Origin of the sequence: Nocardia africana NBRC 100379 (assembly GCF_001612635.1) — a bacterium.
In the GTDB taxonomy this organism is placed as follows: domain Bacteria; phylum Actinomycetota; class Actinomycetes; order Mycobacteriales; family Mycobacteriaceae; genus Nocardia; species Nocardia africana.
The window spans coordinates 260,958-283,019 of the sequence record NZ_BDAV01000009.1 but is presented as its reverse complement, the minus strand read 5'-3'; the positions used below and the strand labels follow the sequence as shown (position 1 = coordinate 283,019).

The following is a 22,062-nucleotide window of genomic DNA, read 5'->3' as shown; positions in this document are numbered from 1 at the left end:
TTCGCGAATCGCCGATCAGCGGCGCAGGCCTTCCACGATTCGGGCGAAGGCCTGTTCGCCGTGGCCGTCGGCGATCTGTTCGTCGATCAGCGCTTTGATCGGGCGAAGCACGTCGACGGCTACTCCCGCGTCACGGCCGGCCCGCACGATCGCGTCGACCGCGGCCTTGTTGAATCGCAGGCTTTGCACCTCGGTGGCGTAGTCGCCACGATCGGCGAGGCGGGCCTGCTCGGGGAGCGATCGCGTCATCGCGGTCAGCCACGGCACCGCTCGCTCGGCGAACATGGCGGCCGAGACTCCGACGGCGCGCATCATGGCCACACCGTGGGCGAACCCGCCGAACATCGCGTACATCGCCGCTAGGAGCGCGAAGTCGTAGGCCGCGGCCAGACCGGGGTCCGCGCCGAGGTATTCGGCGCCGCCGAACAGCTCGAGCACGTTGCGGCCTGCCTGAAACGTCGGCTCGTCGCCACTGTAGAGGATCGAGGCAGCCGGGCCGCCGATCATCTCCGGGACCGCCATGATGCCGCCGTCGAGGTAAGCGATCCCGCGGCTGCGCGACCACTCGGCCAGCTCGCGAGCCTGCTCGGGAGTCGTCGTGGTGAGGTTCACCAGCGCAGCCGGCGGTGCGGCGACGGGATCCAGGACGGCGTGGATCGAGGCGTGGTCGAACAGGCAGACGATCACCAGATCGCTGCCGGTCACCGCCGCGGCCGGGGAGGCCGCTCGCACGGCCCCGGCTGCGATCAGTGCGTCGTCCCCGCCGTCGCTGCGATTCCACACCCGCACCCGGTGACCGCCGTTCAGTGCGGCGGCGGCCAGCGCACGCCCCATCGCCCCCAGGCCCAGCACGCTGACAGTCCTTCGCATGTCTCGCATCTCGGGTTGCTCCCTCATGTCGTAGGGTCGGGTGGCGCGCCACTGCCGATCATGACCCGTATTGCGCTGTGCGCCAAGTACTTACAAATATGTGTAGTACTTACCTTTAGGTGTGTGACCAGGTGGAGGGACGGCATGAGCGAACGACGGGGTCCGTATTTGTGCGGAATCGACGCGGCAATGGATGTCGTCGGCGGCAAGTGGAAGGCGCTCATTCTCTGGGAACTCGACACCCACGGCACCCGTCGCTTCGGCGAACTGCGTCGCGGATTGGCCGGAGTATCGGAGAAAATGCTCGTCCAGCAGCTGCGTGAACTGGAACAGGACACGATCATCCAACGCGAGGTCTACGCGGAAGTGCCGCCCCGGGTGGAGTATTCGCTGACCGAATCAGGCGCGACCCTCAACGCGGCACTGGCGCCACTGGGTGCGTGGGGGCGGGCACGCATGGAGCGGATCGGTGCCGAACGGGTACCGCACACTCGCTGAGCCGAAGTTCGAGCGCCGGCCTACCCGGCTCGGTACAGCCGTCGAGTTCGCGGCAACGCGGGCGGACGTCGCCGGGATGCGCCGCATGGTAGGAAGAGGGGCGTGACAGGTACCGACGCACAGCGCGAGTCCCGCTCCCGGGCGGAAGCCGAAGTGGTCGAATTGGTCAGCACGCTGATTCGCTTCGACACCTCCAATACCGGGGTGCTGGAAACCACCAAGGGTGAACGCGAATGTGCGCACTGGGTGGCCGATCAGTTGCAGCAGGCCGGGTACACCACCGAGTACGTGGAGTCGGGTGCCCCGGGGCGCGCAAATGTGTTCGCGCGCTTGCCCGGAGCCGATCCCAGCCGTGGCGCGCTGATGATCCACGGCCATCTGGACGTGGTGCCGGCCGAGGCCGCGGACTGGAGTGTGCATCCGTTCTCGGGCGCGATCCGCGACGGCTACGTGTGGGGCCGCGGCGCGATCGACATGAAGGATATGGTCGGCATGATGCTGGCGGTGGCCCGCCAGTTCAAGATCGAGGGCACGGTCCCGCCGCGTGATCTGGTGTTCGCGTTCCTCGCCGACGAGGAGAACGGCGGCAAGTGGGGCTCGCAGTGGCTGGCCGACAACCGGCCGGATCTGTTCGAGGGAGTCACCGAGGCGGTCGGCGAGGTCGGCGGCTTCTCGCTGACCGTGCCGCGCCGCGACGGCACCGAGCGGCGGCTGTATCTGGTGGAGACCGCCGAAAAAGGCCTGGGCTGGATGCGGTTGCGCGCCAAGGCCCGCGCGGGCCACGGATCGTTCCTGCACGACGACAACGCGGTCACGATCCTGGCCGAGGCGGTGGCGCGGCTGGGTAAGCACACGTTCCCGCTGGTGCTGTCGGATTCGGTGGCCGAATTCCTGGCCGCGGTCAGCGAGGAGACCGGCATCGACTTCGATCCGGACAGCCCGGACATCGAAGGTCAGCTCGCGAAACTGGGCACCATCTCACGCATCATCGGCGCCACCCTGCGCGATACCGCCAACCCGACCATGCTGCGCGCCGGCTACAAGGCGAACGTGATTCCGCAGACCGCCGAGGCGACCGTGGACTGCCGGGTGGTGCCGGGGCGTCAGGCGGCCTTCGAGCGTGAGGTCGACGAGCTGATCGGCCCGGACGTGGAGCGCGAGTGGATCACCAAACTCGACTCCTACGAAACGACCTTCGACGGGCATCTGGTCGACGCGATGAACGACGCCATCCTGGCTCACGACCCGAACGGCCGCACCGTGCCCTACATGCTGTCGGGCGGAACGGACGCGAAAGCCTTCGCGCGCTTGGGAATTCGCTGCTTCGGCTTCGCGCCGCTGCAATTGCCGCCGGACCTGGATTTCTCCGCGCTGTTCCACGGCGTGGACGAGCGGGTGCCGGTGTCGGCGCTGGAATTCGGCGCTCGCGTCATGGAGCATTTCCTGTTGCACAGCTGACGATCCGCTCGACTAGCAGAAAGGACGGTCCTCGTGCCCGACTATTCCTACAATCCCTATGCGGCGTTGCCGCAGCTGCCCGAGTTCACTCTCACCTCCACCGATGTCACCGACGGACAGCCGCTGGGTAACGAACAGGTCAGCGGGGTGTTCGGGGCGGGCGGCAGAGATATCTCCCCGCAGCTGTCGTGGAGCGGATTCCCGGCCGAGACCAAGAGTTTCGCGGTCACCGTGTACGACCCGGATGCGCCGACCGGCTCCGGCTTCTGGCACTGGGCCGTCGCCGACATCCCGGCGTCGGTGACCTCGCTGGAATCCGGAGCGGGCAGCGCCGGAGAGGGCAGCGAGGGCGGGGCCCTGCCCACCGGTGCGATACAGCTGCGCAACGACGGCGGCTTCGCCGGATTCGTCGGCGCCGCCCCGCCGCCCGGACACGGCTACCACCGCTACTTCATCGTGGTGCACGCGGTGGACGTCGAATCGCTGGGCATCGGCGCGGACGCGACGCCGGCCTATCTGGGCTTCAACCTGTTCTCGCACGCCATCGCGCGCGCGACCCTCGTCGGCACCTACGAACAGAAGTAGTCCGGCCGAGGCGGCGGGGTCTTCGGGGAACCGAAGACCCCGCCGTCGTGAAACAGACTGCGTCCGAACCGTTTCGGTTACAGGCTGTGCACTCCCTCGGGAACCGGATCGGTGTAGAGCTCGGCGATGTCGGCGGCGTATTCGGCGGCGATCGGCGAGCGCTTCAACTTCAGTGTGGGTGTGAGTTCCACGCCGCCGGGTTCCCAGGCCCGGGCGAGGACGCGGAAACGCTTGATCTGCTCCACCCGCGACAGTTTGGCGTTGCCGGCCACGATCGTGGCACGCACCTCCTCGAGGATCTGCGGATGCGCTGCCAGGGTGGCGAGATCGGCGTCGGGGATGCCCAGCGTCTTGGCGCGCACGACGGCGGTGTCGGGGTCGAGCACGACCAGCGCGGCGATGTAGGGGCGGGAGTCGCCGATGGCGACGATCTGGCCGATCAGCGACGAGGCGGCCTTCACCGAATTCTCGATATTGGTCGGGGAGATGTTCTTCCCGGCCTCGGTGATGATCAGTTCCTTCTTGCGGTCGACGATGGTGACGTAGCCGTCACCGTCGATGGTCGCGATGTCGCCGGTGTGCAGCCAGCCGTCGGAATCGATGGCCTCACTGGTCTTCTCGGGCATCTTGCGGTAGCCGTGGGTGACGATGCCGCCGCGGATGAGCAGTTCCCCGTCGCTGTCGAGGCGGATCTCCACCCCGTCGACGGCCCGGCCCACCGATCCGGGGCGCGGCTTGTCCAGTTCGGTGAAGGTGCCGACGCCGGTGGTCTCCGACATGCCCCACACCTCGCTGACGGTGAAGCCGAGGCCGAGCAGGAATTCCAGCGTCTCCGGCGGGATCGCGGCCGCACCCGAGGACGCGACCTTCAGCTCGTCCAGGCCGAGGGTGGCGCGCAACTTCGACAACACCAGCGCATCGGCCAGTTTGTGCTGCACGGCCGGCAGCGGGCCGCCGTTGCCGCCGGCCAGTCGCGCGCGGGCCGTGGCCACGCCGACGCCGATCGCCCACTGCGCCAGCGCCTTCTTGACCGGGCTGGATTCGGTGGCGATCGCCGCGTCGACACCGGCCTTGATCTTCTGCCACACCCGAGGCACGCCGAAGAAGAAGGTCGGCCGGGCATCGGGCAGCGCGGCGGCGATCTCACGCGGATCCGGCACGCAGGTGAGGGTGACGCCGGTGAACAGATTGAGGCAGTGCCCGGAGATGCGGTCGGCGACGTGAGCGGCCGGCAGATACGACACCGCCCGGGCGTCGATATCGGCGACGAGAGCGCCGTTGGTGAGCGCGACGATCTGGGCGACGACATTGGCGTGGGTGATCTCCACGCCCTTCGACGGCCCGGTGGTGCCGGAGGTGTAGATGAGGGTGGCCAGATCGTCGGGCCGCACCGCCTGCCAGGCGGCGTCGAAATCGAAATCCTCGGCCGGATCGTTTTCGATCTGGTCCAGGGTCAGCCCGCCCTCGGGCGCGGCGCCGTCGACGACGATCACGTGCTCGAGTTTCACCCCGGAGGCGGTGATCGGCGCCAGGAACGCTTGTTCGGTGACGACCACGCCGTTCTCGGCGTTGCCGAACACGTGCGCGATCTGTTCGGGAGAGCTGGTGTTGTACACCGAGAACGGGGTGGCGCCCAGATGCAGGATCGCGGTGTCGACCAGATTGAACTCCGGCCGGTTGGTGAGCATGATCCCGACCGTGTCACCGTGCGCGACACCGAGTTTCGCCAGCCCGGCCGCGATCGCGCGCACCCGGCGCGCGTAGTCGGCCCAGGTGATCTGCTGGGTGCCGCCGACGGTCCGCAACGCGACCTGGTTCGGGCGTAGTGTCGCCGTCTGCTGGAAGGCCTCGGGCACGGTGCGGACCGTGGCCCCGGTGTGGTGGTTGTAGCCGATCTCTGCTGTGGTCATATCCCTTGTTCCCGGTCAGTGCACGAACATCACGCCTGGGACGTGATGCGGATCACCCATCCTAAACGTGAAATCGGACATTCGGGGGGCTCTTCCGGCCGGTAGCAACCGGCTCGCGCATCGGAAACCGGACGCAGCAGCGGGATCGGCGAGCGGGTGGGTTCGGCGGCGCTCAGGCGCGGGCGGTGTGGGCGGCGCCGACGGCCTCGGCGAGGCTGCGGTATCCGTCCGCGCGCAGGCGGGCGGCGATGCCGCGGTGCACCGTCCGTGTCCAGAACGGCCCGCCGTAGATGAACCCGGTGTAGCCCTGCAGCAGCGAGGCTCCCGCGAGAATGCGCTCGTAGGCCTGGTCGGCGTTCTCGATGCCGCCGACCGAGATCAGCACCAGCCGGTCTCCGACGCGGGCGTAGAGGCGGCGCAGCACCTCGAGCGAGCGCTCGGCTACCGGCGGGCCGGACAGCCCGCCCGCGCCCATCGCGGCGACCTCGGCGGCCGGAGTGGCCAGTCCGTCGCGGCGAATGGTGGTGTTGGTGGCCACGATTCCGGCGAGGCCGAGTTCGACGGCCAGGTCGGCGACCGCGTCGATGTCCTCGTCGGACAGGTCGGGGGCGATCTTGACCAGGACCGGTTTGGGTTCGGCGCCGGCGGCGACACTGTCGAGCACCGCGCGCAGCAGCGGGCGCAGCGATTCCACCGCCTGCAGATCGCGCAGCCCCGGGGTGTTGGGCGAGCTGACGTTGACCACGACGAAGTCCGCGAGCGGGCCCAGCAGCCGGGCGCTGAGCGCATAGTCCTCGGCGGCGTGTTCGGGCTCGACGACCTTGGTCTTGCCGATGTTGGCGCCGATCGGCACGCCACCGCTCCGGCGGGCGGCCAGCCGTTCCGCGGCCGCGGCGGCGCCGTGGTTGTTGAAGCCCATCCGGTTGATCAGCGCGTGGTCGGCCGGCAGCCGGAACAGTCGCGGCGCCGGATTACCCGGCTGCGCCTGCGCGGTGACGGTGCCGATCTCGGCGAAACCGAAACCCACTGCGCCCCAAGCGTTCACACCGGTGGCGTCCTTGTCGAACCCCGCGGCCAACCCCAGCGGGGCCGGGAAGTCGATGCCGAAGACGGTGGTGGCGAGGATCGGGTCATCGGCCGCGGTGAGCTTGCGAGCGAGCCATCGTGTCGGCGGGAAAGCGGTCGTGAGCCGGATGACGGTGAACGCGAGGTGATGAATACGCTCGGGCGGCACCAGGAACAGCAACCGCAGGAATAAGGAATACATCCCTCACATCCCCGTTTCGGTCACGGGGAAGCTGGTTTTGCGCCGCCGCAACAACACTCGCCGGCTGCCGTCGGTGTAGGCCCGCACTCGCGAGAGCTCCCAGCCGCCGAATTCGGCCTGGATGGCCAGGCGCATGGACGCGGTGACCCGATTCACGTCCGGGGGTAGTCGTAGCGGCACGTACTCGTATTCTCCTTCTTCGCTGGTCTCCTCCCATCCCGCGGGGATCGACCTTCTGTGCCGGTCGCGATGTGCGGCGCCGGACGCCGACTCGTATCGAGGCGCTCGAGCCATCACTGACCTCTCTTCCTCTGGTCCGCGCCGATGCGTTGCAGACCGTCTCCGGTTGCCGACCCGACGAACATGTCGCCGGTGCGGCTGTCGATCGTCAGCGAATCGGGCTGGCGCACCGTTGCGAATCGGCCCACTTCTTCCGGTATACCGGTCGACAGATCGAAACCGACCACCTCGTTGCTTCCGCTGAGCGTGAGCCACACGGTGTCGGACCGTTCATCGTAGGCCAGTGCGTAGGGGGAGGGCCCGACCGGGAAGCGCTGGCGCAGCAGCAGAGGATCGGCCGTGTAGACCAGCAGCGCGCCGCCGGAGGTGTCGGCCGCCAGCAGGCGGCCGTAGTGATCGCTGATGACGTGGGTGGCGCCCAGGCCCGCGCGCAGGGCCAGACCGGGGCGGTTGTGATCGAGGTCCAGTTCGGTGAGGGTGGTCTGGTTCAGATCCAGGGTGGCGACCGCGTTCGCCGTGGCGGCCACCGCGTCGACGGCGCCCAGGCCGCTGATGGTGTGGCTCGGATGCCCGTCGGCGTCGAGAATCCGCACGCGGCCACCGTCGAGTCCCGCCACCAGGCTGCCGTCGCCGCGCCGGGCGACCGCCCGCACGTCGCCCTCCACGGGCACCGGGCGGATCGCGGCGGTGGCGATATCGACGCGCAACACCTCGCGCCCGGCCGGTACGAGCACCTCACCAGGGGCACCGAGCGCGAGACCGGTCGCGTGCGCGGGCAGGGTGATCGCCCTCGCGGCGGCGGGATTTGCGGGGTCTACCAGGCGTAAGCCGAGGCCGTTGGGGTCCAGGGCGACGACCCGGCCGGTGGCGGGTTCGGCGAGCAGCGCCCCGACCGGCCCGAACGCGGTGACGGCTCCGGCGGGCGTGGCGGTCGCCGCCGGCGCGGCGGCGGCGCTTCCGGGAGCACCGGCCGCAGGGGCGGTCGTATCGCCGCTATGGGACGAACAGCCCGCGACGAGCACGACGGCGCCGGCGGCCGCGAGGACGGCACCCAGTGCCGACCGGTTACCCCGCATGCTCCGAACTCCTTCGTGTGACTCATGCGTACTGTTTCATCTGACCATGATCGGACACGCGGCCCGCTCACCGGGGTGGTTCCGGCGTGGCACGCGCCTCACCCGTTACCGTGAATACCTCGCATCGGACGTCGAACCAGGGGAGTCTCGGTTGGAAACAGACCGCACGTCTGAATTCACACTTGAAGATTTGACCGTCGGTCCGTTCGCGCACGGGTTCGGCCGAACGGCCGAGGGGCAGCCGTTCGCCTTCCGCACGGTGCGTTCCACCCTCACCCTCGAGATCTATCGCGCCGACACCACCACCGACGTGCCCGGTCCCGAGGATGTGGTGGCGGTGGTCGAGGCCGCCGTCACCGATATCGACCTCGACGACGCCCGCAGCGTGCGCGCCCTGGTGCGTGATCTGGTGCCGACCGCCGTGCCGGTCTCGGAGCAGCGCGGGGCGACCACGACGGTGCGCGCCCTGCTGAGCCGGTTGAGCGCGGTCATCGAGGGCCGCTGAATCCACGTGCCAGACTGTAGGAACCACCGGTTACTTTCGACACATTCGAGGACGTCATGGCATTGCGACGCACGGTCCACGCCGCATGGGGAATCACGATGCTCGCGCTGGTGATCGCCGCCTGCGACAGCGGTCCGGACGAGGCTTCGGTGGCGGCGGCGCGCTCGTCGGCCTACGCCGCGCTCACTTCCTCCTCGGAGGCGGCTGCCGTCAGCAGTGCCAACCGGCCGCCGTTGCCGACCGCCGCACAGCTGGATTCGCAGATCAAACGCGCACTGGACCCCTCGCTGCCCGACAGTGAACGCACCGATCTGATCGAGGACGGCGCCGCCTTCAAGGACGCCATTCCCGACATGTACAAGGCGCTGCACGACAATCCGCGGGCCGTGTACGGCGTGGTCGATCCGGTCTTCGACAACCACGACGGCACCCTGACCGCCACGATGCGGCTGGACAAGGACGGCACCGGCGAGAACGTGCGCACCACCATCGTGCATTTCGTCGACAACGACGGGAAGTGGAAGATCTCGCGCACCGACCTGTGCGGGATTCTGCGTTCGGCCGACTACCGCACCCCGGCCTGCGGCTGACCCCCGGCATGCTCGAGGGCTTTCTGCTGCGCTGGGGCCGATTCGTTCATCACCATCGCTACCTGGTTTTCGCGATCTTCGTGCTGATCGTTGCCGTCTCCGGGTTCTACGGCCGTGATCTGGGCTCGCGGCTGACCCAGGGTGGATGGTTCGACGAGCACAGCGAATCGGTGGTCGCCTCCAAACTCGCCGACCAGACCTTCGGCCGCGACACCGATGCCGACGTGATCGTGCTCTACACCGCACCGCCCGGCCACACCGTCGACGATCCGCCGATCCGTACGGCGATCGCCTCGGCGCTGAAGGATCTGCACGACCGGTATCCGGACCGGATCAAGAAGATCGACAGTTACTTCGACGGCTCGATGATGGGGCAGTTCGCCGACGCCTCCCGCACCCACGCCTTCGCCAGCATCGGCCTGCACGGCTCCGACACCGCGACGGTCGACAACTACCTCGCCATTCGAAACGATTTGGGCGCAGGCGGTTCCGGGCGCGGGCCGGGCGGCACGACGGTACAGCTGGCGGGTTTGCAACCGGTGGTCGAGGGCATCAACATCGGGATGCAGGACGACATCCACCGCGCCGAACTGATCGCGCTACCGGTGGTGGCGGTCCTGCTGTATTTCGTGTTCGGCGGCGTGGTGGGCGCACTGCTGCCGGTGCTCATCGGCGCGATGACGATCCTGGGCAGTCAGGGCATGATGCGCCTGCTCACCGACCACATCGACGTCAACGTCTTCGCCAGCGCCGTGGTCACTCTGGTGAGCCTGGGGCTGGCGATCGATTACGGCCTGTTCGCGGTGACCCGGTTCCGGGAGGAGCTGGCGGCGGGGCGCACTGTGGAGGAGGCGACCGCGCGCACGGTCGCCACCGCCGGGCGCACGGTGCTGTTCTCCGCGGCGATCATCGCGGTGAGCCTGGCGGCGCTGTTCATCTACCCGAACGGGGTGCTGCGCTCGGTGCCCTACGGCGGCATCAGTTCGGTTCTGCTGGCGGCACTGCTGTCGGTCACCGCGCTGCCGGCGGCGCTGAGCATCGTCGGGCGGCGCATCGATCTGTGGGGCTGGCACCGGTTCGCCGGGATCCGCAGCGCCCAGGAGATCGACAACGGTTTCTTCTCCAAGCTGGCCCTGTTCGCGATGCGCCATCCGGCGCGGGTGATCGTGCCGGTGGTGGCCGGACTGCTGTTCCTGCTGATCCCCTTCCGCAATATCGAATTCGGCGGCCTGTCCGAGCGCTACCTCGCGGCCGACAACCCGGCCCGCGTCGCGCAGGAGAAATTCGACACGCTGTTTCCCGAATTCCGCACCGAGCCAGTGAAATTGGTGGTCGTCGGGGCGGATCCGCAGCAGCTGTCGGATATCCGGTTCCAAGCCAATTTCGCACCCGGGCTGACCGGTCCGTTCGAGGCGGCGGCGCCGACGACCAACGGCATCAATGTGCTGTCCACCGGTCTGGTGCACAAGACCGATGCCGACGCCGCCATCGCGGCGCTGCGCGCGATTCCGCATCCGCCCGGGGTGCGGGTGATGGTCGCCGGGGTGCCGGCCCTGGAACGCGACGCCATTCACGGCCTCATCGACGGATTACCCTTGCTGGCAACGGTTCTGGCGACCGCGGCCCTGGTGCTGATGTACATCGCGTTCCGCTCGATCGTGCTCGCGCTGAAGGCCGTGCTGATGAGTGCGCTGAGTCTCGGTGCGGCGCTGGGCATCCTGACGTGGATATTCGTCGAAGGGCACGGCGCCGGGCTGCTCGGCTTCACCCCGGGGCCGCTGATGTTCGCGGTGCTGGTCCTGATCGTGACGGTGCTGTTCGGATTGTCCACCGACTACGAAGTATTCCTGCAGTCGCGCATGGCCGAGGCGCGCGCGGGTGGGGCACCGCCGGCGGAGGCGATCCGCTTCGGCATCGCGCACACCGGCGGGGTGATAACCTCGGCGGCGGCGATTCTGATCGTGGTCACCGGCGCGTTCGGGTTCTCGGATCTGGTGCTGATGAAATACATCGCCTACGGCATGATCGCGGCCCTGATCCTGGACGCCACGGTGATCCGCATGCTGCTGACCCCCGCGGTGCTGAAATTGGTGTGGCGGTGAGCGTCAACCGCTATCCGGAGTGAGAGGGATACGCGGTGTCAGCGCTCCCGCTCGAGGTGCGCGAGCCGGGTGAGGGCGGGCAGTGCGGCCGCCAGTGCCCTGCGCTGCGCGGGGCTCAGTTCGCCGATCAGCGGAGCCAGATGGCGCACGCGGTCGTCGTGGCGGCTTTGCCGGACCTGCCGGCCTGCCTCGGTGAGGTGTACGAGCACGGCTCGCCCGTCGCCGGGGTCGCGGCGGCGCAGCACCAGGCCGTCGCGTTCCAACCGCGCGACGAGTTGCGTGATCCCGGGCTGGGTCATCTGTTCGGTGTCGGTCAGCTCCGTCAGTCGCATCGGTCCCCGCTGCGCCAGGGTGTCGAGCACCGACAGCGTGGTGAACGGCAGCTTCTCCCGGACCGGGATGCGGATGTAGACGCGGTTGAAGTCCTCGATCACCGCGGCGAACCCGTCCACGTCGAAATCGTCGATGTCGTCCACATCGGCCACTATATCCGGAACTTATACAAGTTGCTTAAATAAGTTGCTTATGTAAGTGTGGCGTTCACACGGCGGAGGAGGCCCCCATGAGCGACACTATCGACGATGCCCGACCGTTTCCCTTGACTCCCACGACGATTCACGTCCCCGACAGTGTGCTCGCCGACCTGCGGCAGCGCCTGGAACTGACTCGTCTGCCCGACGACGCCGGCAACGACGACGGGTATTACGGCGTGCCCGCCGGTTGTATGCGGGAGCTCGTCGACTACTGGCGCAGCGAATACGACTGGCGCGCAGCCGAAGCCGAGATCAACACCTTCCAGCATTACAAGGTCGACATCGACGGGGTGCCGATCCACTTCATGCGCAAGCCCGGCGTCGGGCCGAACCCGACGCCGCTGATCCTGACGCACGGCTGGCCCTGGACGTTCTGGCACTGGTCCAAGGTCGCCGGCCCCCTGGCCGATCCGGGTGCGCACGGCGGTGATCCGGCCGAGGCATTCGATGTGATCGTGCCGTCGTTTCCGGGGTTCGGGTTCTCCAGCCCGCTGCTCGACCGGCCGGATCTGAACTTCTGGAAGGTCGCCGACCTCTGGCACACGCTGATGACCGAGGTGCTGGGCCACGAGAAGTACGCCGCCGCGGGCTGCGACGTCGGCGCGCTGGTCACCGCACAGCTCGGCCACAAATACGCCGAGCAGTTGTATGCCATCCACATCGGGTCCGGGCTGAAACTGACCCTGTTCAACGGCGATCGAGCCTGGGACTTCAGCGGCGGACGCCCGATTCCCGACGGCCTGCCCGCCGAGGTGCATGCCCGGTTCGTTGAGCTGGACAGGCGTTTCGCCGTCCACCTGGCCGCACACCTGCTCGCTCCCAGCACCCTGGCCCACGCTCTGTCGGATTCCCCGGCGGGCATGCTGGCGTGGATCCTCGAACGCTGGAGCACGTGGAGCGACAACGGCGGCGATGTCGAAACCGTGTTCAGCAGAGACGATCTGCTCACCCATGCGACGATCTACTGGGTCACCAACACCATCGGCACCTCGATCCGGCTCTACGCCAACAACAATCGCTACCCCTGGACGCCGTCGCACGACCGCGTCCCGGTCGTCGAGGCACCCACCGGCATCACCTTCGTCGGCTACGAGAACCCACCCGGCGTCGATACCGACAGCCGCGTCGAGAACTTCCGCACCGGCGACCGCGCCCCGTGGTACAACCACGTCAACCTCACCGTCCACGATCGCGGCGGCCACTTCATCCCGTGGGAGATCCCGGATCTGTGGATCGACGACCTGCGCCGCACTTTCCGCGGGCGACGCTGATCAGGTCGGTACCACCGAAGTCGTCACGTGCGGCTCTCTCGCGCGCCGATTCCTTTTCGCGGCGTCCGAGGTCTACATGGTCGGCGTCCGCCGAACCGGTGGGGCGCGACGAGCCGAGAAAGAGCTGATTGCCGTGACGATTCCCGCGACCATGCGGGCCCTGCAGCAGACGTCGCTGCGGGGGCCGCGAGACACCCGCTTGATCACCGACGCACCAGTGCCGCATCCCGGCCGCGGCGAGATCCTGATCCGTGTGAGCGCGGCCGGGGTCAACTTCGCCGACATCTCGAAAAGCCGTGGCACGTTCGGCAGCGGCCCGCAGCCACCGTATCTGGCGGGTTTCGAAGCGGCGGGCGAGGTCGTGGCGGTGGGCGAGGGCGTGACCGAACCCCGGCCCGGAGCACGCGTGACAGGCGTGGGGGACGGTGCCTTCGCCGAATACCTGGTCCTGTCGGCCGCCGCGGCCGTGCCGGTGCCGCAGGGCTGGACCGCCGAACAGGCTGTGGGCCTGACCGTCAACCACCCGACCGCGCTCGCCGCGCTGAAACCACTGGGCCGCCTCGCGGCCGGGGAAACCGTGCTGATCCAGGCCGCGGCGGGCGCCACCGGACAGGCCGCGGTGACCCTGGCCAAGCACGTCGGGGCTACGGTCGTCGCCGCCGCGGCGGTGGGCAAACACCACATCGTGCGCGAGCTGGGCGCCGATCACGTACTGGACTCGCGCAGTGAGAGCCTGGCCGCCGAGGTGCTGGAACTGACCGGAGGCACCGGCGTCGATCTCGTGCTCGAGTCCGGCGGCGGCCCCGGCTTCACGGACAGCCTCGCCGCGGCCAAACGGGTCACCGGCCGGGTGGTCGTCTTCGGCGCGGCCGGCGGCGACGCCACGATCAGCAACCGGCAGCTGATCTACCAACACCAGATCCAGCTCATCGGCCTCAACATCGGCGTGCTGATCCAGGCGGCGCCCGAGATCTTCGGCGCGGTCATGGCCGAGTTGTTCGCCCTCGTCGCCGCCGGTGTCATCGGACCGGCGCGGCCCACGGTCTACGACCTCGCCGACGGCCCGAAGGCGCTTGCCGAACTGGAAGCTCGCACGACCGTCGGCAAACTGGCGCTGCGGCCGTGATCGCGGCTCCTACACTCGGCGATATGACGGCGCAGGCGCGGACGGCGGAGCGGGACCGGTTCGCCGCCGACTGCGAGCGCTACCGCCGGGAGCTGCTGGCGCACTGCTACCGCATGGCCGGTTCGGCACAGGATGCCGAGGATCTGGTGCAGGAGACCTACCTTCGGGCCTGGCGCTCCTACAGCGGGTTCGAGGGCCGGGCGTCGGTGCGGTCGTGGCTGTACACGATCGCCACCAACGTCTGCCTCACCGCCAGGACATCGCGCCACACGCGGGTCCTGCCGTCCGGCCTCGGCGGTCCCGCGAGCGAATCCGACCACCCGCCGAGATATCTTGCGCCAGGAGAGGTTTCGTGGCTGGAACCGCTGCCGGACAGCCGGCTCGCGGCCGCCGCCGACGATCCGGCGGCAGTCGTGGTCGCGCGCGAATCGCTGCGCCTGGCGCTGGTCGCGAGCCTGCAGCACCTGCCCGCGCGCCAGCGCGCCATCCTCCTCCTGCGCGAGGTGCTGGCATTCTCCGCGGCCGAGACCGCGGAAATCCTCGGTACCACCACGGCGGCGGTGAAAAGCGGCCTGCAACGCGCCCGCGCCCGCCTCGACGAACTGGACCCCGCCCCCGAGGGTCTCCTGGAACCGGCCGATCGGCGCGCCCGTGCGCTGCTCGACGGCTACATCACGGCCTTCGAACGGTCCGATGCCGCGCTGCTGGAGCAGGTGTTGCGCACCGACGCCACGCTGGAGGCGACCCCGTTCCGCGACTGGCAGGCCGGGCGCGCGCACTGCCTCCGCATGCTCGACACCTACGTGCTGGGTACGCCCGGCGAGTGGCGCATGGTCGCGACCATCGCCAACGGCCAGCCCGCCGCCGTCGTCTACCACCGGTCGGCGGACGGCGCGCTGCGGGCAGACGGGATCGTGGTGCTGGCGGCGACCGCCACCGGCGTGTCGCGCGTGGTGAAGTTCCACGATCCGGCGCTGGTCGCGCTGTTCGGCCACCCGGATGTGCTCGCGGGCTGAGCCGGGTTCAGCGGCGTACGGGCAGGATCAGCTGGGCGCCGGTGACGGGGTGGTCGATGACCTCGACGGGGTGACGGTAGACGGTGGTCAGCAGGTCGGTGGTGAGGATGTCGCGGGGGCGGCCGACGGCGGCGAGGCGGCCGCCGTCGAGCACGGCGACGCGGTCGGCGTAGGCGGCGGCCAGACCGAGATCGTGCAGCACGACGACCACGGCCGCACCCTCGGCGGCACGGGCCGCGGCCAGGCGCAGCACCTGTTCCTGATGGCCGAGATCCAATGCGGCGGTGGGCTCGTCGAGCAGCAATGTCTCGGTGTCCTGGGCCAGCACCCGGGCCAGCGCCGCGCGGGCGCGCTCACCGCCGGACAGTGCCGGGAACGGCCGCTCGGCGAGATGTTCGATGTCGGTGGCGGCGAGCGCGGCGGCGATCATCTGTTCGTCGGCGTCCTGGCGCGGGGTGCGGGCCCAGGGGGAGCGGCCCATGGCGACGACCTCGCGGACCGTGAACGGGAATCCGACGGTGTGATTCTGTGGCAGCACCGCGCGGCGGCGCGCCATATCGGTGGGAGTCCAGGCGGAGATCGGTCGGCCATCGAGTTCGACTGTGCCGCTTGCCGGTTCGAGTTCGCCCGAGAGCGCGGCCAGCAGCGTCGACTTGCCCGCCCCGTTGGGACCGACCAGGGCCAGGATCTGTCCGGCGACGACGTCGATGTCGACCGATTCGAGCACCGCTCGCCCACCCCGCGCGATATCGATACCGCGCGCTCGCAGGGTCACCGCACCGCGAGGTGGCGGTTGCGGAAGACCGTGCGCGGGGCGAAGTGTGCGGATCCATGCACGCACGCGTGCCGTCGCGGCGCCGCTCATGCCCAGCCTCCCGATCGGGCGCGGGTGCGCCGCAGCAGCCAGAAGAAGAACGGGCCGCCGACCAATGAGGTCAGCATGCCGAGGGGGAGATCGGCGTTGTGGACCAGGGTCCGGGCCCCGATATCGGCGGCCAGCAGCACCACCGCCCCGAGAATCGCCGACAGCGGGATCAGCACCCGGTGCGCGGGACCGACGAGCATGCGCACCACGTGCGGGACGATCAATCCGACGAACAGGATGATGCCGGTGAAGGCCACCCCGGCGGTGGCGAGGATCGCGACGACGACGATCACGTTGCGCCGCAAGCGTTCCACGTCGACGCCCAGGTGCCGCGCCGCCGATTCGCCGAGGGCGAGCAGATCCAGGCGCGGCGCCATCACGACCGCCGCCGCCACGCCCAGCGCGGCCAGCGGCGCCACCACGGCCACCGCCTGCCAGGTGGCGCCGTTCAGGCTGCCCATCTGCCAGAACACGATCTGATCGCGGGCCGCGGGGGAGGCGGTGAACAGCAGAAACGACATCAGGCCGCCGGCGAAGGCGTTGACCGCGACACCGGTCAGCACCAGCGTCACGGTTTCGGTCCGCCCGCCCGAGCGCGACAGCAGATACACCGCGAGGGTGGTCCCCAGTCCGGCGACGAATGCGCCACCGGCGACCGACCAGGCCGCCGCGAACGCGCCGCCGACCACGATCACCACGCCCGCACCGACGGCCGCGCCCGCGGACACACCGATCACGCCGGGTTCGGCGAGAGGATTGGCGAACACACCCTGCAGCAACGCACCGGCGGTCGCCAGCGCCGCACCGACCAGCATCGCCAGCACCACCCGCGGGAACCGGACCTCCCACAGCGTGACCTCACCGGCGGGGTGGTGCGGCATCGGCCCCCAGTCGAGCCCGATCCGATGCAGCACGCTGCCGGCCACCTCGAGCGGAGTCGTGGGGACCTGTCCGACAGCGGCCGAGATCAGCGCCAGGATCACCAGCGCTGCGATCGACACCGCGAAGACGACGGTGATGCGGGACCAGCGACGCGGTGTACGCGGACCGACGACGGCCTCCCCGGCGGCAAGACCGTCCGGGCCCGGGTTCGGATGCCCCGGCTTCAGCGACGCCGCAGCGGTGACCGAGCCGGCCACAGCTCGCGGACCCGCCGGGCGCGCGGCAGTCTGCTCCCCGCCCGCCGCCACCCCCGCGCCGATCCCCGGCGTTGGCGGTGGGCCCGATTGCCCGGAATCTCCGCCGCTCGTAGTATGTTCGGCCGCGCCCGCGCCGGGTGCGGGCCCCTCCGAATCGTGCGCACCGATCTCACCCGATGGAGCTGAAACCTCTTGCGCCGCAACGGTTTCTGTGGGCAGTTCCGGATCCGACGCCGCGGGACGAAGACCGGAATCAGCGGACTCCGCACCGGGCGAATCACCGGGGCTCATGCGGGCTGGGCGCCGTAGACGGCCTTCGACAACGCTTCGAGCACGTGCCCCGTCTCGGGTCCGAAGCTGAGCAGCACCGCATCGGACATGTCGACGATGCGGTGATTGCGCCCGGCCGGCGTCTGCGCGACACCGGGCACCTTCTCCAGGCCGTCGACGCCGCCGACCGATTTCAGCCCGTCCGACATCACCAGCAGCACATCCGGCGCGGCGCCGATCATCGCCTCGCTGGTGATGGTGGTGAACGGTTCGGTCAGTCCCGCCGCGGTTCCGGCGTCGACGCCGCCCAGCGCGGTCACCAGCGAATCGGCGCCCGAGCCGGGTCCGGCGAGCATGGTGATCGCGGTGCTGCGCAGGTAGACGAAGCCGATCTTCAACGGTGGCTGGTGTTTCGGCACGGCGGCGGTGGCGGCGGCGATCTCGGCGTGCGTGCGGTCGGCCAGCTTCACCCCGTGGTCGTGGACGCCCAGCGCGTCGGCGACCGACCGGATCTGGGGGCCGACACCGTCGATGGTGCGCTGCGGGTCGAAGTAGACGACCGTGATGCCCAGCGCGCGCAACTGATCGCGCATCGTGGGCGTGGCGCTGGTGGTGTCGGTGAGAAAGACCGTGGGACGTTGCGCGGCAACGGCTTCGATGTTGATGCTGCCGTTGCCGCCCGCCACGTTGGGCACGTCACGCACCGCGGGGAAGGCCGCCGACGTCGACCGGCCGACCAGGTTGGAACCCAGGCCCAGTGCCCACACGGTCTGGGCGAGGGTGCCGTAGCGGTCCACGGCCACGATCCGGTCGGCGGAGGTGACGGTGACCTCGGCGCCGTCGAACGAGTGCACGGTGACCGGCAGCGCCGGTACCGGGGCGGGACCGATCGGTGTCGGATCCAGATTCGCCAGCGTCGCGGTGGTCGCCCCCCGCTGCTCGCCCGAGGCGCCGCTGCCGCCGCACGCGGTGGTGACGGCGACGAGCAGCACGACCCCGAGCGCCGCGAGCAGCCACCGGGTGCCGCCACCGGCCACCCCCTGCCACCCACGCGGCTCGGGTGATGCCGGACGGTTCTGCGTGGTCGTCGCAGCACGCAGCGCCGGCGTTGCCGCATCGCCCGGCTCGGTAGGCCCCGCCGGTGCGGCGGAGGCGGGGCGGGCCGATCGGACGTCGAGACACCTCATGTAGGCAAGCCTAAGTGGTCGCGCGGACCGGTTGTCACCGCCCTGTGCGCGCACCTGCGGCCGGCCCGGCCGCTCAGATACCGCTGACGTCGTCGAGCGCGGCCGCGATCGCGCGCGGAAGTTCCAGCGTTTCGGCGGCGAGCACGCCGGTGAGCTGACCGATATCGCGCGCGCCGACGATCATCGACGCGACGCCGGGCCGGTCGCGCAGCCAGGCCGCCGCCACCGCCAGCGGTGAGGTGCCCAGTCCGTCGGCGGCGGTGACCACCGCGTCCACAACCCGGGTGGCGTGTTCGTCGAGGCGTTCGCGGATTTCGGCGGCGGTCGCCTCGTCGGCGCCGCGCGAGTCGGCGGGCACGCCGTCGCGATATTTGCCGGTGAGGATGCCACCGGCCAGCGGTGAGGCGGCGATCAATCCGACCCCGTGGTGTCCGGCCGCCGGCAGCAGTTCGCTCTCCGCGCCGCGTGCCAGCAGCGAATAGGGCGATTGCGCCGCCACGATCGGCGCGGCCGAGGCGAGAGTGGCCAGCTGCCAGGCGCTCAGGCCACGCGCCCCCGCGTAGCGCACCTTGCCCGAGCGCACCGCGTGGTCGAGGGTGGCCGCGATCTCGTCGAGCGGGGTGTGCCGGTCCCAGGCCGCCACACTCCAGATGTCGAGGTAGTCGGTGCCGAGTTCGGCGAGGGTGCGGTCGAGTTGGCGCATCAGGGTGCGCCGCGAGGCGTCCACACTCCAGTGGATCCCGGCCGCGGGTCCGCCGTCGGGGTCGGTGACACCGGGCACCGGCACCAGGCCCGCACACCCGCTGATCACCAGATCGTCGCGCGGCACCAGCTCACCCACGAGCTCGCCGAGCATGCGTTGCGCGGCGCCGCCCTGATACACCGGCGAGGTGTCGACCAGGGTTCCGCCGGCCTCCACGAACGCCACCAGCTGCGCCGCCGCGTCCTCGGCGTCGGTTTCCCGACCCCAGGTGTGGGTGGCCAGCCCCATCCGCGATACCCGCAGGCCACTGCGCCCCACCGCCCGCTGTTCCATCACCACACCGCCCCAGCTCTCGTCACAGTGTCCGAGCCTAGGGCCACAACCGGTCCCGGAAACGGATACCACTCGCGAACCGCCGGAAGATGCGAGGTGCACCACAGCGCCCGCCGGTGTGGGGAGGCCCGCCCGGATCCCGGTCGCCGATTCCTCCGAGGGCGAAACAGGTTGCATACCAGCGGGTTCCGCATCAGCGGGCGCTGCGGCCGAGGTCGCGGGCCGGTGACGGCGCGAGCCGGCGGTGGTGATCGCCTAGTCTGGTCCCATGACGGTGATCCTGCTGCGGCACGGGGTGTCGACCTCCAACACCGCGCGCACGCTGGCCGGCCGCAGCCCCGGCGTCGAGCTCACCGAGCGCGGCACCGAGCAGGCACTGGCGGTGGCAGAACGCCTGGCACCGTTACCGATCGAGCACATCGTGCATTCCCCGCTGCTGCGCTGCACGCGCACGGTCTCGCCGCTGGCCGACAAACTCGGCCTCGAACCCGAACCCGACGAGCGTCTGCTCGAGGTCGACTACGGCGAATGGACCGGCCGGCTGCTCTCGGAGCTGGTGAAGGAACCGTTGTGGAAGGTCGTGCAGCAGCACGCCTCGGGTGCGGTGTTCCCCGGTGGGGAGGGCCTGGCCCAGGTGCAGTACCGGGCGGTGGCCGCGGTGCGCGCGATCGACACCGAGCTCGCCGAACGCCACGGCCGCGACGTGCTGTGGGTGGCCTGCACGCACGGTGATGTGATCAAGTCGCTGCTGGCCGACGCGTTCGGCATCCATCTCGACGGGTTCCAGCGCATCGTGGTGGAACCGGCCTCCATCAGCGTCGTCCGCTACACCCCGGCCGCCCCTTACGTGTGGCGGGTCAACGACACCGGTTCGGACCTGTCGGCGCTGGCCGCGGTCGCGCAACCGTCCGAGCAGCGGGCCGGGCCCGTCCCCGGCGGTGAGGTGGGCGCCGCGCCGCGGGCGGATAATGGGAATATTGCGGATCCCCCCGATTCGGGGAACGAGCGTAATCAGTGATGCAGTCGGTTTCAGGAGGTGCAGATGGCCCGAGCAATCCATGTGTTTCGCACCCCCGACCGTTTCGTCGCCGGAACCGTCGGTGAGCCAGGGGATCGCGCCTTCTATCTACAGGCCGTGCAGGAACCTCGCGTGGTGAGCGTGCTGCTGGAGAAGCAGCAGGTGAAGGTGCTCGCCGACCGGATGGGTCTGCTGCTGGACGAGGTGGCGCGGCGGTTCGGCGCGACGGTGCCGCCGCAGGCCGAGGACGTTTCCGACACGGCTCCGCTCCAGATGCCCATCGACACCGAATTCCGGGTCGGGACAATGGGTTTGGGCTGGGACGCCGATGCCGGTGCGGTGGTGGTGGAACTGCTGGCCATCACCGAGACCGAGGTCGACGAATCGGTGGTGCTCGACGACACCGAGGAGGGACCCGACGCGGTGCGCGTGTTCTTGACCCCGGAGCAGGCCCGCGAGTTCGCGTTGCGGTCGGCGAAGGTGATCGCGGCCGGGCGGCCGCCGTGCCCGCTGTGCGGGGAACCGCTCTCGCCCAAGGGGCACATGTGTGTGCGCACCAATGGTTACAAGCGCGGCGACATCTTCGGCGCGACCGATTTGGAGGACTGAGGACCGGTGACCACGCGCGCGGCGGCCGCAGACGAGGGCGCGGCCCGCGACGGCCTCTACAGCGGCGAGTTGTCGATCATCGGGCGGGTGACCACCGCCAGCAACCTGACCCTGGTCTGTGAGATCGACGTTCCGCCGGTCGACGGGGGCGGGGAACCGCTGCGCGTGGTGTACAAGCCGGTGCGCGGGGAGCGGCCGCTGTGGGATTTCCCCGACGGCACGCTGGCCGGGCGCGAGGTGGCCTCGTATCTGGTGTCGGCGGCGCTGGGGTGGTCGGTGATTCCGGAGACGATCCTGCGGGAGGGTCCACTGGGCCCCGGCATGGTGCAGCGCTGGATCGAGACCGTCGACCCGGGTGAGGCGGCGCCGGAGCGCCTGGATCTGGTGGATCTGGTGCCGGCCGGTGCGGTGCCCGCCGGATTCCGGGAGGTGCTGCGGGCGGTCGACGGCACGGGTGCGCGGGTGTCGCTGGTGCATGCCGACGATCCGCGGCTGCGCCGGATGGCGGTGCTGGACGTGTTGCTCAACAACGCCGACCGCAAGGGCGGGCACGCCCTCGAAGGCGTCGACGGCGGCGTCTACGGTGTCGACCACGGGATCTGCCTGCACAGCGAACCGAAATTGCGCACGGTGCTGTGGGGTTGGGCGGGTGAGCCGGTGGGGGAGGAACTGCTCGGCGATATCGCCGAGTTCGCCGACCGGATTTCGGGTCCGATCGGTTCGGCGCTGGCCGAGCACATCACCGACGACGAGATCGAGGCCCTGGCGGCGCGGGCCCGCGAGCTGCTGAACGATCCGGTGCTGCCGCAACCGATCAGCTCTCGCCCGATTCCCTGGCCCGCGTTCTGATCTGCGGCGCCTCCGGGTGCGCCGATCCGCCGATGTGCGCGC

At 69.7% G+C, this 22,062-nt stretch carries 22 protein-coding genes; 12 read left to right on the top strand and 10 right to left on the bottom strand.

Going from position 1 to position 22,062, the window contains the following annotated elements:
* Window positions 1-15 precede the first annotated feature (15 nt).
* Window positions 16-870 carry an NAD(P)-dependent oxidoreductase gene (locus NA3_RS15780; RefSeq protein ID WP_308189517.1) on the bottom strand — a complete coding sequence of 285 codons (855 nt, stop codon included), beginning with the start codon at window positions 868-870 and terminating at the stop codon, window positions 16-18.
* 144 nt (window positions 871-1,014) lie between these two features.
* On the opposite strand from NA3_RS15780, the gene NA3_RS15775 reads away from it, so the two are divergent.
* The 3 genes from NA3_RS15775 to NA3_RS15765 all read left to right on the top strand — a co-directional run bounded on the left by NA3_RS15775 (window position 1,015) and on the right by NA3_RS15765 (window position 3,411).
* Window positions 1,015-1,368, top strand: coding sequence for a winged helix-turn-helix transcriptional regulator (locus NA3_RS15775; protein ID WP_062964372.1), 354 nt, complete (start codon window positions 1,015-1,017; stop codon window positions 1,366-1,368).
* Between the two features lie 102 nt (window positions 1,369-1,470).
* A complete protein-coding gene (locus NA3_RS15770; RefSeq protein ID WP_062964371.1) occupies window positions 1,471-2,826 on the top strand; it encodes a M20/M25/M40 family metallo-hydrolase in 1,356 nt (451 codons plus the stop codon).
* A 33-nt stretch (window positions 2,827-2,859) separates the two neighbouring features.
* A complete protein-coding gene (locus NA3_RS15765) occupies window positions 2,860-3,411 on the top strand; it encodes a YbhB/YbcL family Raf kinase inhibitor-like protein (protein WP_062964370.1) in 552 nt (183 codons plus the stop codon).
* Between the two features lie 77 nt (window positions 3,412-3,488).
* Here NA3_RS15765 and NA3_RS15760 read toward each other — a convergent pair whose 3' ends face one another.
* From NA3_RS15760 to NA3_RS15745, 4 genes are all read right to left on the bottom strand, one after another.
* Window positions 3,489-5,321 (bottom strand): AMP-dependent synthetase/ligase, encoded by a 1,833-nt coding sequence (locus tag NA3_RS15760; protein ID WP_062964369.1) that lies wholly within the window; start codon window positions 5,319-5,321, stop codon window positions 3,489-3,491.
* 172 nt (window positions 5,322-5,493) lie between these two features.
* On the bottom strand, window positions 5,494-6,588 hold the full coding sequence (locus NA3_RS15755; protein ID WP_062964368.1) for a quinone-dependent dihydroorotate dehydrogenase: 1,095 nt from the start codon (window positions 6,586-6,588) through the stop codon (window positions 5,494-5,496).
* A 3-nt stretch (window positions 6,589-6,591) separates the two neighbouring features.
* The gene (locus NA3_RS15750) at window positions 6,592-6,882 is read right to left on the bottom strand and encodes a DUF5703 family protein (protein WP_084491585.1); all 291 of its coding nucleotides are present in this window, start codon (window positions 6,880-6,882) and stop codon (window positions 6,592-6,594) included.
* Window positions 6,882-7,904 (bottom strand): hypothetical protein, encoded by a 1,023-nt coding sequence (locus NA3_RS15745; protein ID WP_062964367.1) that lies wholly within the window; start codon window positions 7,902-7,904, stop codon window positions 6,882-6,884. The genes NA3_RS15750 and NA3_RS15745 overlap by 1 nt, the downstream gene beginning before the upstream one ends.
* A 151-nt stretch (window positions 7,905-8,055) precedes the next feature.
* On the opposite strand from NA3_RS15745, the gene NA3_RS15740 reads away from it, so the two are divergent.
* The 3 genes from NA3_RS15740 to NA3_RS15730 are packed head-to-tail and all read left to right on the top strand — an operon-like array spanning window position 8,056 to window position 11,101.
* Window positions 8,056-8,409: a hypothetical protein gene (locus NA3_RS15740; protein WP_062964366.1), complete on the top strand. Its 354-nt coding sequence runs from the start codon at window positions 8,056-8,058 to the stop codon at window positions 8,407-8,409.
* 56 nt (window positions 8,410-8,465) lie between these two features.
* Complete coding sequence (locus NA3_RS15735) at window positions 8,466-8,999, top strand: WKL family lipoprotein (RefSeq protein WP_062964365.1); 534 nt, start codon at window positions 8,466-8,468, stop codon at window positions 8,997-8,999.
* Between the two features lie 8 nt (window positions 9,000-9,007).
* Window positions 9,008-11,101: an MMPL family transporter gene (locus NA3_RS15730; protein ID WP_062964613.1), complete on the top strand. Its 2,094-nt coding sequence runs from the start codon at window positions 9,008-9,010 to the stop codon at window positions 11,099-11,101.
* A gap of 38 nt (window positions 11,102-11,139) precedes the next feature.
* Here the strand turns inward: NA3_RS15730 and NA3_RS15725 are convergent, their stop codons facing one another.
* Entirely contained in the window at window positions 11,140-11,577 is a 438-nt protein-coding gene (locus NA3_RS15725) for a MarR family winged helix-turn-helix transcriptional regulator (protein ID WP_227995204.1), read from the bottom strand.
* Window positions 11,578-11,663: 86 nt separating this feature from the next.
* Here NA3_RS15725 and NA3_RS15720 point away from each other — a divergent pair, with 86 nt between their 5' ends.
* The 3 genes from NA3_RS15720 (at window position 11,664) to NA3_RS15710 (ending at window position 15,047) form a co-directional block, all read left to right on the top strand.
* A complete protein-coding gene (locus tag NA3_RS15720) occupies window positions 11,664-12,905 on the top strand; it encodes an epoxide hydrolase family protein (RefSeq protein ID WP_062964363.1) in 1,242 nt (413 codons plus the stop codon).
* Between the two features lie 133 nt (window positions 12,906-13,038).
* A complete protein-coding gene (locus NA3_RS15715; RefSeq protein WP_062964612.1) occupies window positions 13,039-14,031 on the top strand; it encodes a zinc-binding dehydrogenase in 993 nt (330 codons plus the stop codon).
* Window positions 14,032-14,054: 23 nt separating this feature from the next.
* Complete coding sequence (locus tag NA3_RS15710) at window positions 14,055-15,047, top strand: RNA polymerase subunit sigma-70 (RefSeq protein WP_062964611.1); 993 nt, start codon at window positions 14,055-14,057, stop codon at window positions 15,045-15,047.
* A gap of 7 nt (window positions 15,048-15,054) precedes the next feature.
* On the opposite strand, the gene NA3_RS15705 is transcribed toward NA3_RS15710, so the two are convergent.
* From NA3_RS15705 to NA3_RS15690, 4 genes are all read right to left on the bottom strand, one after another.
* Window positions 15,055-15,912 (bottom strand): heme ABC transporter ATP-binding protein, encoded by an 858-nt coding sequence (locus tag NA3_RS15705; protein ID WP_062964362.1) that lies wholly within the window; start codon window positions 15,910-15,912, stop codon window positions 15,055-15,057.
* Entirely contained in the window at window positions 15,909-16,931 is a 1,023-nt protein-coding gene (locus NA3_RS15700) for a FecCD family ABC transporter permease (protein ID WP_062964610.1), read from the bottom strand. Before NA3_RS15700 ends, NA3_RS15705 begins: the two co-directional genes overlap by 4 nt.
* Before the next feature lie 407 nt (window positions 16,932-17,338).
* Window positions 17,339-18,508 carry a heme/hemin ABC transporter substrate-binding protein gene (locus NA3_RS15695; RefSeq protein WP_084491584.1) on the bottom strand — a complete coding sequence of 390 codons (1,170 nt, stop codon included), beginning with the start codon at window positions 18,506-18,508 and terminating at the stop codon, window positions 17,339-17,341.
* A 73-nt stretch (window positions 18,509-18,581) separates the two neighbouring features.
* The gene (locus NA3_RS15690; protein WP_062964360.1) at window positions 18,582-19,544 is read right to left on the bottom strand and encodes an aldo/keto reductase; all 963 of its coding nucleotides are present in this window, start codon (window positions 19,542-19,544) and stop codon (window positions 18,582-18,584) included.
* 268 nt (window positions 19,545-19,812) lie between these two features.
* Between NA3_RS15690 and NA3_RS15685 the strand changes: the two genes are divergently transcribed.
* From NA3_RS15685 to NA3_RS15675, 3 genes are read left to right on the top strand one after another with little or no spacing between them, the layout of a single operon-like run.
* Window positions 19,813-20,562 (top strand): histidine phosphatase family protein, encoded by a 750-nt coding sequence (locus tag NA3_RS15685; protein ID WP_062964359.1) that lies wholly within the window; start codon window positions 19,813-19,815, stop codon window positions 20,560-20,562.
* A 24-nt stretch (window positions 20,563-20,586) separates the two neighbouring features.
* A complete protein-coding gene (locus NA3_RS15680) occupies window positions 20,587-21,171 on the top strand; it encodes a DUF3090 domain-containing protein (RefSeq protein WP_062964358.1) in 585 nt (194 codons plus the stop codon).
* A 6-nt stretch (window positions 21,172-21,177) separates the two neighbouring features.
* Window positions 21,178-22,020 carry an SCO1664 family protein gene (locus NA3_RS15675; protein ID WP_062964357.1) on the top strand — a complete coding sequence of 281 codons (843 nt, stop codon included), beginning with the start codon at window positions 21,178-21,180 and terminating at the stop codon, window positions 22,018-22,020.
* The last annotated feature ends 42 nt before the right edge of the window (window positions 22,021-22,062 follow it).